The sequence below is a fragment of the Thalassotalea ganghwensis genome (genome assembly GCF_053485795.1).
Genome location: NZ_JBQRUM010000002.1, coordinates 58,882 through 72,423, shown reverse-complemented (window position 1 = coordinate 72,423; position 13,542 = coordinate 58,882). Strand labels below are relative to the sequence as shown.

General features: G+C 39.2%; 11 protein-coding genes and 4 tRNA genes. All 15 read left to right on the top strand.

Going from position 1 to position 13,542, the window contains the following annotated elements; translation table 11 throughout:
• The first annotated feature begins 9 nt into the window (after positions 1–9).
• The 15 genes from tolR to ACSLUH_RS02140 all read left to right on the top strand — a co-directional run bounded on the left by tolR (position 10) and on the right by ACSLUH_RS02140 (position 13,501).
• Entirely contained in the window at positions 10–435 is a 426-nt protein-coding gene (gene tolR, locus ACSLUH_RS02210; RefSeq protein ID WP_448564147.1) for a protein TolR, read from the top strand.
• Positions 436–462: 27 nt separating this feature from the next.
• Complete coding sequence (gene tolA / locus ACSLUH_RS02205) at positions 463–1,299, top strand: cell envelope integrity protein TolA (protein WP_448564145.1); 837 nt, start codon at positions 463–465, stop codon at positions 1,297–1,299.
• Positions 1,300–1,321: 22 nt separating this feature from the next.
• Positions 1,322–2,668, top strand: a complete 1,347-nt coding sequence (gene tolB / locus ACSLUH_RS02200; protein WP_448564143.1) for a Tol-Pal system beta propeller repeat protein TolB — start codon at positions 1,322–1,324, stop codon at positions 2,666–2,668.
• 49 nt (positions 2,669–2,717) lie between these two features.
• On the top strand, positions 2,718–3,260 hold the full coding sequence (pal, locus tag ACSLUH_RS02195) for a peptidoglycan-associated lipoprotein Pal (RefSeq protein ID WP_448564141.1): 543 nt from the start codon (positions 2,718–2,720) through the stop codon (positions 3,258–3,260).
• A 12-nt stretch (positions 3,261–3,272) separates the two neighbouring features.
• Positions 3,273–4,046: a tol-pal system protein YbgF gene (gene ybgF, locus ACSLUH_RS02190; RefSeq protein WP_448564139.1), complete on the top strand. Its 774-nt coding sequence runs from the start codon at positions 3,273–3,275 to the stop codon at positions 4,044–4,046.
• 147 nt (positions 4,047–4,193) lie between these two features.
• Positions 4,194–4,269 (top strand) — tRNA-Lys (locus ACSLUH_RS02185).
• Positions 4,270–4,296: 27 nt separating this feature from the next.
• A tRNA-Lys gene (locus ACSLUH_RS02180) sits at positions 4,297–4,372 on the top strand.
• 28 nt (positions 4,373–4,400) lie between these two features.
• Positions 4,401–4,476, top strand: a tRNA-Lys gene (locus ACSLUH_RS02175).
• Between the two features lie 625 nt (positions 4,477–5,101).
• Positions 5,102–6,142: a quinolinate synthase NadA gene (nadA, locus tag ACSLUH_RS02170; RefSeq protein ID WP_448564137.1), complete on the top strand. Its 1,041-nt coding sequence runs from the start codon at positions 5,102–5,104 to the stop codon at positions 6,140–6,142.
• Between the two features lie 133 nt (positions 6,143–6,275).
• Positions 6,276–6,363: transfer RNA gene (locus tag ACSLUH_RS02165), tRNA-Ser, on the top strand.
• A 96-nt stretch (positions 6,364–6,459) separates the two neighbouring features.
• The gene (locus tag ACSLUH_RS02160; RefSeq protein ID WP_448564135.1) at positions 6,460–9,399 is read left to right on the top strand and encodes a serine/threonine-protein kinase; all 2,940 of its coding nucleotides are present in this window, start codon (positions 6,460–6,462) and stop codon (positions 9,397–9,399) included.
• Positions 9,400–9,498: 99 nt separating this feature from the next.
• Complete coding sequence (locus ACSLUH_RS02155; RefSeq protein WP_448564133.1) at positions 9,499–10,230, top strand: metallophosphoesterase; 732 nt, start codon at positions 9,499–9,501, stop codon at positions 10,228–10,230.
• Positions 10,199–10,783, top strand: coding sequence for an ECF-type sigma factor (locus tag ACSLUH_RS02150; protein WP_448564131.1), 585 nt, complete (start codon positions 10,199–10,201; stop codon positions 10,781–10,783). Before ACSLUH_RS02155 ends, ACSLUH_RS02150 begins: the two co-directional genes overlap by 32 nt.
• 204 nt (positions 10,784–10,987) lie before the next feature.
• Complete coding sequence (locus ACSLUH_RS02145) at positions 10,988–11,932, top strand: hypothetical protein (RefSeq protein ID WP_448564129.1); 945 nt, start codon at positions 10,988–10,990, stop codon at positions 11,930–11,932.
• A 12-nt stretch (positions 11,933–11,944) separates the two neighbouring features.
• Positions 11,945–13,501 carry a S8 family peptidase gene (locus ACSLUH_RS02140; RefSeq protein WP_448564127.1) on the top strand — a complete coding sequence of 519 codons (1,557 nt, stop codon included), beginning with the start codon at positions 11,945–11,947 and terminating at the stop codon, positions 13,499–13,501.
• Positions 13,502–13,542: the final 41 nt, after the last annotated feature.

Sequence of the window (13,542 nt, the reverse complement as noted above, 5' to 3'; positions counted from 1 at the left end):
TTTTTAGCTATGTACAATCGTGTAAGAAGAAAAAAAGTCGCTGAAATAAACGTTGTTCCTTATATCGACGTGATGTTGGTGCTATTAATTATTTTTATGGTAACGGCACCATTAATTACGCAAGGGGTAAAAGTAGAATTACCTAAAGCTGACGCTGAACCGTTAAGCAAAGACACTAAACCACCATTGGTGGCTTCAGTTGATGCTCAAGGTCGCTATTACTTAGCCGTAGGGGCGAGTAAGAATGAGCCAATGGAAGCTGATGAGTTGGCTGCGTTGGTAAAAGCTCAACTTGAAAAAGCACCCGATACACCCGTTGTGGTTAATGGAGATGGTGCGGTTTCTTATGATGCTGTGATTCAACTGATGGTTATCTTACAAAAACAAGCCGGAGTACCTTCCGTGGGCCTTATGACCGATTCGCCGGAGAATTAAGCGTTGAAGTTAAAGTGGATAACTTATTTGGCTCAATTATCGCCAACCTCTAAAAGCGTGCTATTACATGTTGTTGTTTTAGCAACGTTGTTTTTAGGTGATTTTACTTCTGATATACCAAAACCAACACCGATGCAATCTATGCCTATGCAACCGATAAAAGCGGTAGCGGTAGAGCGTAAAACCATTGAAGCGCAAATTAATAAAATAAAAGAAGAAAAAGCAGCGCAAGAGCGAAAGGAAATAGAGAAAGTTGAGGCCGCTAAACGAGAGAAGGCGCGAAAACTAAGGATAGAAAAAGAGAAGAAGCGTAAGGCTGAGGCAGAAAAAGCCCGTAAAATCGCTGCTGAAAAAGCGCGCAAGAAAAAATTAGCAGAGCAAAAAGCCGCTGAAAAGAAGGCTGCAGAAGAAAAAGCCCGTCGAGAGAAAGAAGCTAAACGTAAAAAAGAGCTTGAACAAAAACAAGCAGCTGAACGCAAAAGAAAAGAGTTAGAAGCGAAAGAGCGTGCCGAACAACAACGTTTGCTTGAGCAACAAATGGCAGAGGAAATGGCGAGTAGGCAGCGTGCCCGACGTCAACAGATGATGACCGAAATTGGTCGATATACAGCATTAATTACGCAAACGATCCAACGTAACTTAATTACTGATAAAGCCACGATGGAAGGTAAGTCGTGTCGACTCACTATTAGCTTGGCGCCATCTGGTTTTGTGACTAATGTTGTGATCGGGCAGGGCAATAGAGTAGTATGTAACGCAGCTAAGGCTGCTGTTTATAAAGCTGGAACCTTGCCAGTTTCAAAAGATCCCGAAGTTTTTAAAGAAATGCGTACTATCAGCTTAACCGTAGTACCTGAATTTTAATAAGAGAAGACTGTAATTTACTATGAAAAAAATAAGCCTGTTCGTACTCTTGATGATGAGCTTAATCACCTCTAAAGCATTCGCTACATTAGAAATTGTTATTACAGAAGGTTTAAATGAAGCTCGCCCAATTGCTATCGTACCTTTTAAATGGAATGGCGTTGGGCAGATGCCAGAATCGTTATCTAAAACCATCAGTGACGATTTGATGCGCAGTGGTAAATTTAACCCGATAAGCTCGGTACGCTTCCCTCAAATGCCAAATAAAGATAATGAAATTGATTATGCCGCCTGGGCAAGTGAAGGGGTAGAAGCCATTCTTGTTGGCCAGGTAAGTCAAACTGGCGTTGGTCGTTATCGAGTAGAGTATCAATTGGTCGATGTTATTCGCGGTCAAATTACTGGTGGCCAAAAACAAATGTTAAGTAATGGTCGATTAATTGAATCATCTGATCATATTTATCACCAAAGCAGTGTAGAGATCGCTGTTGATCAATTTAGACGCTATGCACATCAAATTAGTGATGTCGTTTATGAAAAGTTAACCGGTACTCGCGGTGCTTTTTTGACTAAAATTGCTTATGTGATCGTTCGCGATTCAGGAAATTACCCCTATCAGCTCGTTGTTGCAGATTATGATGGTTACAATGAGCACGTATTACTAAGCTCCAAAGAGCCGCTAATGTCACCTGATTGGCACCCTAAAGGCGAGAAATTAGCTTATGTAACTTTTGAGAATCATCAAGCTCAAATCTTTACGATTGACATCTATACGGGTAAACGCACGTTGATTAGCTCATTTAATGGGATAAATAGTGCGCCTAGGTTCTCGCCAGATGGCAAAAAATTAGCTATGGTACTGTCTAAAGATGGTAATCCTGAAATTTATGTGATGGAGTTAGCCACTAAAAAACTACGTAGAATTACACGTCATCGTGCCATTGATACAGAACCAAGTTGGAGTCCAGATGGTAATTCGTTGATATTTAGTTCAGAACGGGGTGGAAAAGCGCAGCTATATCGCGTAAATTTAATCGATGGTAAAAAACGACGATTAACGTTCAATGGAGAAATGAACTTAGGTGGCTCGCTGACACCAGATGGTCGTGAACTTGTGATGGTAAACAGAACAAGAGGGAAGTATCATCTTGCTAAACAAGATTTGGATACTGGCACGTTTCAGGTGTTGACCAAAACTCGTTTGGACGAATCGCCTAGTGTTGCACCAAATGGCGGTATGATAATTTATAGTACTTTGCATAATAGACGCCAAGTACTTAGTTTAGTGTCGGTCGATGGTCGATTTAAAGCTCGCTTGCCAGCATTAAATGGTGAGGTTAAAGCACCGGCTTGGTCGCCATTTTTATAATAATATTAAGAATTAATTTAAAAATTGTAGAAACAATAAGGAAAAAATAATGCGCTTGAATAAAACCATGAAAGCTCTTGCTATTGCGCTTCCAATGATGACATTAGCTGCTTGTAGTTCAAACTCTGACTCTGATTCAGATAGCCAAGTAGATACCAATGCTCAAACTCAAACAACTGTAGAAACGCAAGACAACGTGCAAACAAGTGCGATGACGCGTGCGCAAGAGATTGAAGAGCAAAAACGTCAAGAGCTTGAAAGATTACGTTCTGAACATATTGTTTACTTCGATTTTGACAAATCAAGCATCAACAGTGAGTTCTCTGCAATTTTAGATGCGCATGCTAAGTTCCTTAGCGAAAATAGCAACATCTCAGTGTTAATTGAAGGGCATGCCGATGAGCGTGGTACACCTGAATATAACATTGCTTTAGGTGAACGTCGTGCCAAAGCCGTTGTTACTTATTTGGAAAATATGGGTGTATTGCCTTCACAACTAAGCGTTGTAAGCTATGGTGAAGAAAAGCCTATGGTTAAAGATCGCACAGAAAGTGCTTTTGCTAAAAACCGTCGTGCTGTTTTAGTTTACTAATTAGGGCGTTAAATGAAACTATCAAAAGTTTTATTGAGCGTTTCATCTGCTGTTGTCACGTTTTCCGTGATGGCAGCAGATCCTGCGCCTGTTATTGATTACAGTAATAGCAATACTGCTAATTATCAGTCTGATGCTGAACGAATCACAGCGTTAGAGCGTAAATTAGAAGCTCGTAACCGAGCGCAAATAAAAATGCAACGTCAATTAGATGAGCTTCAAAACGAAGTAAATGAATTGCGTGGCGTTACCGAGCTACATACTCACCAAATATCACAAATTCTTGAAAGGCAAAGAGAGCTTTATCAAGAGTTAGAACGACGCGTGAACCAAGCTTTAAAACCAGCTAATTCGGTACCAAGTACAATCGTCGCACCGGAAAAGGAAGCAGTAGATTATAGTAATAATCTAACTGAAAACGAAGCGTACGATCGTGCGGTAAACTTGGTTCTTAAAGAAAAGAACTATGATTTAGCAATTCCAGAGTTTAAAGCGTTTAATCAACGTTTCCCTAATTCAAGCTATGCAGCTAATGCTCATTATTGGTTAGGACAACTGTTGTTTAATAAAGCAGAAATTGCTCAGGCACAACAAGAATTTGAGGTTGTTGTTAATCAACACCCAGATTCGTCTAAACGTAGTGATGCTTTACTTAAACTTGGCATGGTTGCGCAAAAACAAAATAATGAAGCTAAAGCACAAAAATACTATCAACAGGTCGTTAGTGAGTATCCAGATTCTAGTGCTGCTAAACTTGCTCAGGCGAGATTAACTGCTATAAATTAGATGATAACTTGCTCTATATGCTGGCTTTTTGTGCAAACAGTCAGGATATTTAAAAAAACTGTAATTTGTTGTTGCACTATCAAAATATATAAGTATCATATGCGGCGCGTTGAGGCACCAAGCTTAACGCGTTAGTTAATAAAGAAAGGGTCGTTAGCTCAGTTGGTAGAGCAGTTGGCTTTTAACCAATTTGTCGAAGGTTCAAATCCTTCACGACCCACCACTTTATTAATTAACTAGAAAAGACTTCGGGTCGTTAGCTCAGTTGGTAGAGCAGTTGGCTTTTAACCAATTTGTCGAAGGTTCAAATCCTTCACGACCCACCACTTTCTTTTCACCATTAAACACTCTTATGGGTCGTTAGCTCAGTTGGTAGAGCAGTTGGCTTTTAACCAATTTGTCGAAGGTTCAAATCCTTCACGACCCACCACTTTCTCTCTACTTTATTTTTAATCAAGAAATACAAACCAAGGCTTTTAACGCTAATACCCAAGTAACTGGTCGAAGGTTCAAATCCTTCACGACCCACCACTTTCTCTCTGCGTTATTTTTAATCAAGACATACAAGCCAAGGCTTTTAACGCTAATACCCAAGTAACAGGTCGAAGGCTCAAATTCTTCACGACCCACCACTTTCTCTCTGCGTTATTTTTAATCAAGAAATACAAGCCAAGGCTTTTAACGCTAATACCCAAGTAATTGGTCGAAGGTTCAAATCCTTCACGACCCACCACTTTCTCTCTACGTTATTTTTAATCAAGAAATACAAGCTAAGGTTTTTAACGCTAATACCCAGATAACAGGTAGAAGGTTTTAATCCTTCATAACCAACTACTTGCTCTTTAATCTACCTTTACTTACTAATCTAAGGCCAAGATAAGCCACACTGATAGTTTCATTCTCACTTTTGTGGCTAAACTATTGGATTTTTTACTAATCAATTGTGCATAGGCAAGGATAGCTATTGATTATGACGTCATGATTACGCGGTTATACACTTTTGATGATCATTGGCGTATAATTGCCGACCTTATTTAACCAGTAGCGAGTAAGTAATGTCGCAAAGTAATTTAGCTGTTGATTTCGATTTTAAGTTTCCTGCCAAGCCAGCGGTTTTAAGCGAGCAAGAGAAAACGGAGTATAAGAATCGAATAAAGCAATTGTTAATTGAAAAAGATGCCGTTTTGGTAGCTCATTACTATACTGATCCTGAAATTCAAGCCTTAGCTGAAGAAACGGGTGGTTGCGTTGCTGACTCCCTTGAGATGGCTCGCTTTGGTAACAAACACAGCGCTCAAACCTTAGTGGTCGCAGGTGTCCGTTTTATGGGGGAAACGGCAAAAGTATTAACACCAGAAAAAACGGTGATTATGCCGACATTAGAAGCGACATGCTCACTGGATTTAGGTTGTCCAATTAAAGAGTTTAGCGAGTTTTGCGATCAGCACCCAGACAGAACGGTTGTTGTTTATGCCAATACGTCAACAGCAGTTAAGGCAAGAGCTGATTGGATTGTTACCTCATCATGTGCCCTAGAAATTGTCGAGCATTTAGATGAGCAAGGTGAGAAAATATTATGGGGGCCAGATCGCCATTTAGGTAACTATATTCAAAAACAAACAGGTGCCGACATGTTAATGTGGCAGGGCGCTTGTATCGTTCATGATGAATTCAAAACCAAAGCATTATTGGACATGAAAGCCTTGCATCCAGATGCTGCGGTATTAGTTCATCCAGAATCACCAATTGAAGTCGTCGATATTGCCGACGCGGTAGGTTCAACAAGCCAATTGATAAAAGCGGCGCAAGAGTTACCTAATCAAAAATTCATCGTGGCGACCGACCGCGGTATTTTTTATAAAATGCAGCAATTGTGCCCAGAGAAAGAATTCTTTGAAGCACCAACCGCTGGGGAAGGGGCTACATGTAAAAGCTGTGCCCATTGCCCGTGGATGGCAATGAATGGCTTAAAGGCGATTGAGGAAGCGCTTTTGGATAAAACGGGTAAGGAAGTTTTTGTTGATATGTCGCTTCGTGAAGGCGCACTTCGCTCGTTAAATCGAATGCTTGAGTTTTCTGCAAATATAAAACGATAAACTAAGAACGATTATTTATTGAGCACTTGTTCGTAAAAAACAGATAAATGATTGCTAAACGGCGCTAATTTACCTAACATAACGCCGCTTTAAAGATTCTTTATTCAAGCTTTCAGTAAAGCATTATAAAAATGGTGACGTGTCCGAGTGGCTGAAGGAGCACGCCTGGAAAGTGTGTATACGGCAACGTATCGAGAGTTCGAATCTCTCCGTCACCGCCATCTTACCTATCTGATAAATATATAAAAATATGGTTTATTAAGATTAAAGAACAATGTTATCTTATGGCACTATAAACATTCGATTTGTTAAACTACATGTTGTACGAATATTTTGTAAAGGCCATTTCCCTTTCTCCTAGTGAACAAAAATTGCTACTTGAAGAAGTTAGTACTGAACATCCTGATTTATATGATGAACTTGTCGAGATGATTGCCGATGATCTAAGTCATCTGCAATCAGCTACAGCGTTTTGGTCTTCTATTCTGGCAAATAAAAGTGCAACCGTCTTTGAGTCGGGACAAAATCTTATTGGACAGACAATGGGGGCTTTTACGCTCAAAGCGCTTATTGCACAAGGAGGAATGGGCAGTGTTTACAAAGCATGCAGAACCGATGGCCAGTTTGAGCAAACCGTTGCTATTAAAGTGCTATATCAATCATTAGAAGAGGTGATTGGTGACAAAGCACTGATTCGAGAAGCTGGCTTTATGGCCAAGCTTGCACACCCCAATATTGGTAAAGTTTTTGATGCTGGCCTTAGCGAAAATGGTGATCGATTCATTATCATGGAATTTGTTGATGGCTGCACGATTGATAAGGCGTTTACCGAATCAAGAATGTCTTTGAACGAAAAGCTCGTACTTTTTTGCGACATATGCGCAGCAATTAATCATGCTCATCAAATGCAGGTTATTCACGCTGACTTAAAACCTTCAAACATTTTGATTGATAAAGACAATGAAGTAAAAGTACTCGATTTTGGTATCGCGCGTATGTTTAACAGCAGGGAAGGTGATAAAAACTCTATTTATTCCATGTATCTAAATGCGATGACCGCCAGTTATGCAAGTCCGGAATTGCTTGCCGGTAATCGACCTTCTATGCTGAGTGATATTTATGCGCTTGGTAAAATTCTAGAGAAGTTAGTCGTTGCTCCATTGCCTAATAAATCACCTTATACTCAAGAGCTTAATAGTATTGTTGTAAAAGCGACTGCTGAACAATTGGCAGAACGGTATACATCTGTTATCGAATTGCAGCAAGATGTTGAGCGATTTATCAAGAAAAAAGTTGTTCAAGCCTACAATGCAAGCCCTTGGTATCGCTTTAAAAAGTTTGTTTTTGCTCGTCATCGCTTGGCGTCGCTTATAGCCTTTGTTGGCACTATGTTTATTGCAGCATTGTTGATCAGCCTGTTTTTTCAAAATGAAAATCTACTTAAAGCGAATGAGCAATCGGATTTGATGACGCAAAAGTTGACGCAAATATTAGCGTTAATGGACAGAAAAAAGAGCAATGGAGTTGATGTAAGCCCAGAAAGGTTGCTAGCAAGCGCCTTGGATATTTTAAAAGATGATAGATTAAATCCTGATTCGGTTGCACAATTAACCTTTACATTGGCTAATAGCTACAACAGTAAAGGCTATACAGTTGAAGCGCGGCGGCTGTATAAAAAGATTATCAATGATGTAGACAAGCTAAGTGATCCTGATATTGCTTATGAGGCTGCATCTAATCTTATTCAAATGTTAACGCATTTATTTGATCTTGATCTGATCGATGAAGATACCAATCAACTAGTGAAACGACTTAGCTTTTTTGACGAGGAACAGAATGTACCTGAAACCATCAGGCAAGCATTTTTCTATCATCGCTATATGGATGGTACTAAATACACCCAAGCAACCTCTGACGCCAGAGTAGCAAGTGGTAATAAACATACTGAGCTATTGCGTGGCATAATAGACCATTATTGGGATGCGTTGTCTTTAAAACAACAGGCTGAAGTGACTGGCTTTTTAGCCCGTGGTTTATTAACCCAATTTGAATTTGCCAACAATACCATCTACCCATTTGAACAATATCCTGAAAACGTTATAAACGAACAAATCGCTCCTGTGTTGCGTGAGAGCGCCAATTTGTTAGAGCAGTCTCTTTCATTACACAGAGAGAATAACGGATTAGATGATATCGCTCGTGGCGAGCTGGTTTTAGCCAAGCTTTATAATTATTTGAACCAACCAGATGTTGCCAAAAAACACGCACGTATTGCTATTGAATACAGTGAAAAAGTACTGGGAGCGGATCACCCTAATTTAATTATGCGCTATGGCGAACTATCTAAAGGTTTTTTATATTCAAATCCACAACAAAGTGTTGCTTTAGCCTACAAAGCCGTGCGGCAAGCCGAGCAATATGCTGATATTACTGGTGCGCAATATTTGCAGGCCATGAATGTGTTACTCAATGCGTTAGAGGGGGCTGGCGAATTTGCTCAATACCAAGAGATTGCCCAGCGTTATTTTGATTATTATTTAACATCGCCTGAAGCGGAAAGAACATCATTCGTTGTTGGCCTCGTCGCAAATACATTAAAAGGCTTCTACCGCACACTGAGTGCGAAGCCAAGGGATGTTGATTTGCTGCTGGTCAATATCAATAACGATATACAGCGACTGAACACAACATCAGCGAGAAAAAATGTAGATTATGCTGCGATTATAAACCAAGGACTATTGGCGGACTTAGATATATTGGCGAATGTCTCCACGATTGATTCACCAAACCCCGTATTTTATCGCCGCTACCAAGAAGTTTCTAATGATAAATCAGCCTTGTCTATATTACGAGAACGAATTGATATTTTTTGGTACCAAGCACTATTTTTTCAGTCGCTCGATATAAACAGAGTAGTAAACTACTACAAGCAAATTCCTTGGAGTAGCTATGAAAAATCACATTCTGTCTATAAAGTGGATCTTGATCTCAAAGTGGCAATGATAATGATTGACGCAGACGAACTAGCTTATGCTGAATCTTTAATAAATGAAGCAGCGTTAATACTGTCTAATAAAGTGTTATCGCCTGATAATGCTTGGCAAACGAAGGTTAATTTAGTCCAAACTGCCTTTTTGACAAAAAAACAGGGTAAAAAACAACCTCGCGAGGCATTAATGGCGTTGAAGGTGCTGTTGAATAAGCATTTTCCAGACAATTCTTTATATCATCAATTTTTAGGACGGTTAGAAAAATAAGCTAGCTATTGTGGAATTTTGATTGTTTTACGTCAGCTGAATTAGTGGTTGATAATCGTTTATCATAGGTCAATTTTTTACCTGAGGCAGGTGTTAATCATGTTGCTTGAAAAAGTAAAACCGCACAGAACTATAGATATCAACCGTCAAGGTAGGAATTTTTTTGTCGGTGACATTCATGGCAATAAAACGGCACTGATGACTCAGTTGGACGAACTAGCATTTGATTTTACCCAAGATAGGTTATTTTGTGCTGGCGACTTAATTGACAGAGGAAGTGAATCGAAAGGGTGTTTAGAATTATTAATGGAGCCTTGGTTTTTTAGTACCCTTGGCAATCATGAAGCGATGTTTTTACAGGGGTTTGATGATGCTGCTTATTGGAGTGTGCTATTAAAAAATGGTGGTAGTTGGATAAATGACTACCAAGACGATATGTCCGCATTGTTTAATTTGGCGCAACTGATTCGAATTAAAATGCCATTGTCTTTAACTGTCCAAACAACTTTAGGCAATATTGGTGTAGTACATGCGGATGCCCCAAAAGACTGGCTTTCATTGCAAACGCTTAACGTAAATCATAAAAATGTACCGCCTTATATTTGGCAACGTATCGACTTTAATAATCACCATTGTTTACCGATAAACAATGTCATGGCAGTTGTCCATGGACACAACTCTACTGTCAATTTTCAAATGATTAATAATCAACTATGGATTGATACTTATTACAAATCTGGAAAATTTACCATTTTGGAAGATATTCAAATCGCAGAAAAAATTAAACGTAGTTACTTGTATGGAAGAACAAGAAGTACTTGCACTGATTAAAGGCTGGCAATCAGGTGATCTTAAAGCAACAAAGTTACTCATGAACTTTGCTTATTTAAAAATTAAGGAATATGCGAAAATTAATCATGAAAACCTTCCTAAAGACGCCAATACTGCAATTATCAATATGTCGGCAACGGATATCGCGCATGATGCCTATCTAAAATTAAGTCAGGCGGAATCTCAAATTTCTATTGAAACGCAACGCCAGTTTTATAGCTATGTGAATTCAGCGGTGAGAAATGTGTTTATTGATCATTATCGAAAACAGGTAAAAGCTAAATCAAGAAATCCAGATAAAACGCTATTTGAATCAGATGCTGTTACCAACAAAGTGGATGAAAAGGCACCACAGCAAACGGCTATTATCACCATGAACGATGAAATTGAATTGCTAGCAACACAGTACCCTCGTCAAGCTGAAGTACTTGAACTTCGATATTTCGCCCAAAGAAGCAATAAAGAAATCGCTCGTTTGCTTGATGTATCAGTAAGAACAATTGAAAATGACCTACGTTTTGCCAAAGCTTGGCTAAAGAAAAAACTTCGTTAACTACTTGTTTAGCCTGTATTCTTCTTGACTTTAAACACCGACATTATGTCGGTGTTTTTTCATACCCTTGATATGCAAAACTAATAAGAATAAAAAAAATAGAATTATTGTTGTGGTTTTTTTTTAACTGTACGTCAGTACTTTTGAGTTGTGACCATTTGATACCTTGTTGCTGTTGAGCGAAGTCAGTACGAGGGAATTTAAATGATTAAAACGTATCATAAAATGCTAGTAGCTAGCGCTATTTCATTATCTTTAATAGCATGTGGTGGCGGAGGTTCATCATCAAGCAATGAGCAAAATACACCGACAAAAATTACATATTCACTTTCATTATCTTCAGCTGAAAATATAAATATTACCCTTGATGAAAAATCAACTATTACCGTTGATTTAAATGAAAGCACCAATAGCACAAAAGGTATTACTTATACGTTTTCAACAGCACCAGTTCGCAATTATATATCAGCGTCAGTGGCTAACCAGCAACTAACAATTACCATTGATGAGGTAGAAAATAATGAACAAACAACGCTGACAGTAACTGGCGAAGTTGAAGGAGAAGAGGCAACGGTCGAGCTTGCTTTAGCTATAACTAATAATTCGGCAGAAGCTGTTATTGAAGAAGCAAGTCTCTGGCAAGATCAGGTTAAAGTTTTCAAATATGACGATTTAGAACAGGTAGCTCCAAAGTATATTCAAGCTGCCTATTTTGCTGGTGTTATTAGCTTAAGTGAACAGCAAACTTTAGCGAGTGACTTTCAAACAACGATTGATGATGCTAGAAATGTTGTTAATTTCATTGAAGAAAGCGAATCGCTACTCACTGCGCTAACACAATATAAATCATCAAGTATTACTGAAAGCAAACTAATTCAGGTGCTTGCAAGGCAAAAGGCAGTAGCGCAAGCTCAATCTGACAATATTATTTCGGCATTAAAATTAATTGCCGACCTAAATGTAAAGACCCCAACCCTGCCAATTTCAACTTATCAGTATATCGCTGAATATAACACTTTCTCTGCTGTAATTGGCAACTCTGAACTTGGTGAGTTCAAGCAGGGTAAGTGGCTATTTTCTGGTGACTATCAATTTTTAAATGAATTAGTACCTGTGTTAGGTACGCCATCACCTTGTGACGCAATCTAATCAGGAGCTATCATGAAAAAGTTTTTAGTAAGCAGTTTAATTTTAGCTTTTGCGCCTGCGGTTTATGCCAAGCAAACGAAAACCATATCAGATGTCAATAGTGAGCAATGGGTGACTATTCCAAAACATTCGTTTAAGCCATCGGTTAATGCTTCACAGGAAAAAAAACGTTTGGCTAAAGGCAAAAGTTTCGAATCCATGCTGGCTGTTTTAGACCCGAATGATGAAGATTATTCGATAATGTACTACTGGCACTCTCAAGAAAAAAGCCAATGGCCTAGTGGTGCTCCTTATCAAACGAACCTCGGTTCAAGTGAGATAAATGCTGCAGTAAACGCGTCAATTCAAAACAGAAAACTGCGTATTGCGGTAATCGATGGTGGCTTTAACGAACATGAGGATATCCCTTGGAAATCTGATGAAGGCCATAATTTTTTCCAAGCTTTCGGACAAGTGATTAACTCAGAGTGGCGCTCGTTAGATGATCCTAATAATTGTGAAACAGGCCACGGTAACGCGGTCGGGGGCATTATCGGTGCCATATCGAACAATGGTGTTGGTATCGCTGGCGTATTAGATGCTGAGTTAATTCCTATTCGTGCTTTTGAGTGCAATATGGCTCGCACGGTAGATATTTCTGACGCGATTCTTTACGCCGCTGGTGATGCAGTTAAAAACGCTCCTGTGATACCTAAAGTTGATCTCATTAATATTTCAAGTGAAGTTATGAATGGCGAGTGCAGTCACTCTGTACAAGAAGCTATCAATTTTGCAATTGATGCAGGGGTTCAGGTATATGCATCAGCGGGAAATCATAATACTGAAATAACGTCAAAATGTGATGGCGTGATACTAGTGGGAGGCACTAATCAGCGACGTACTAAATGGGAAAGTTCAAACTTCGGTTCAGCAATAGATTTTATGACCGCTGGTTACGATGTCATATCATACAATTTCGAAGGCACGACTGGATGGTGGGAAGGTACTTCTTTCGCTACACCGCTTGCTATTTCTGTACATGGCTTAGCACTACAGCATGACTTAACCATCAATCATGATGATGTTGTAAATCTAATAAAAACAACTGCTCAGCCTATGAGCAGTGCTATAGAGATAGCAGAAGAAGACTGCTCAGGGGATCGATGTGGTGCAGGCTTAGTCAATGCTAAGCGTATGATGAACTATTTAATTGCCTCCTTTAGTGATTCTCCATATAAACTAAGACATGCCTTATCTTCATTAAATGAATGCGATCAATCGTTATATATATCAGATCTTGGTAGCCCCTCACGTATGTGTGAGCTATATGAACTCGTTATTGATAAATCAACAAGTTCACTTGACGAAGAAATACAACTTGTTCGGGTTGCTAAAGGTAGCCCGTTGTTAGAAGAGAATGCCCAGCTTGTGCATATCTCAAATCAGCCAATCATTCTACTCGACAATATCAATACCAGAGACTTTGACTATGGCGTTAAATTCTGTAGCACAGACTCTTGCAACGATGCTCTTCTTTATCCAGTAGATGCGTCACATGTCAACAAGCCAAGTCTGTGCTCACAAGACTAACTTTTTATTCTACCTAATTGATCATAATAAAGGAAAACTCA

What these genes read in the sequence shown, in the direction of transcription:
- tolR (WP_448564147.1), top strand. Translation starts at nt 10, where the DNA reads ATGTACAATCGTGTAAGAAGAAAAAAAGTCGCTGAAATAAACGTTGTT.
- tolB (WP_448564143.1), top strand. Translation starts at nt 1,322, where the DNA reads ATGAAAAAAATAAGCCTGTTCGTACTCTTGATGATGAGCTTAATCACC.
- pal (WP_448564141.1), top strand. Translation starts at nt 2,718, where the DNA reads ATGCGCTTGAATAAAACCATGAAAGCTCTTGCTATTGCGCTTCCAATG.
- ybgF (WP_448564139.1), top strand. Translation starts at nt 3,273, where the DNA reads ATGAAACTATCAAAAGTTTTATTGAGCGTTTCATCTGCTGTTGTCACG.
- nadA (WP_448564137.1), top strand. Translation starts at nt 5,102, where the DNA reads ATGTCGCAAAGTAATTTAGCTGTTGATTTCGATTTTAAGTTTCCTGCC.
- ACSLUH_RS02160 (WP_448564135.1), top strand. Translation starts at nt 6,460, where the DNA reads ATGTTGTACGAATATTTTGTAAAGGCCATTTCCCTTTCTCCTAGTGAA.
- ACSLUH_RS02155 (WP_448564133.1), top strand. Translation starts at nt 9,499, where the DNA reads ATGTTGCTTGAAAAAGTAAAACCGCACAGAACTATAGATATCAACCGT.
- ACSLUH_RS02150 (WP_448564131.1), top strand. Translation starts at nt 10,199, where the DNA reads ATGGAAGAACAAGAAGTACTTGCACTGATTAAAGGCTGGCAATCAGGT.
- ACSLUH_RS02145 (WP_448564129.1), top strand. Translation starts at nt 10,988, where the DNA reads ATGATTAAAACGTATCATAAAATGCTAGTAGCTAGCGCTATTTCATTA.
- ACSLUH_RS02140 (WP_448564127.1), top strand. Translation starts at nt 11,945, where the DNA reads ATGAAAAAGTTTTTAGTAAGCAGTTTAATTTTAGCTTTTGCGCCTGCG.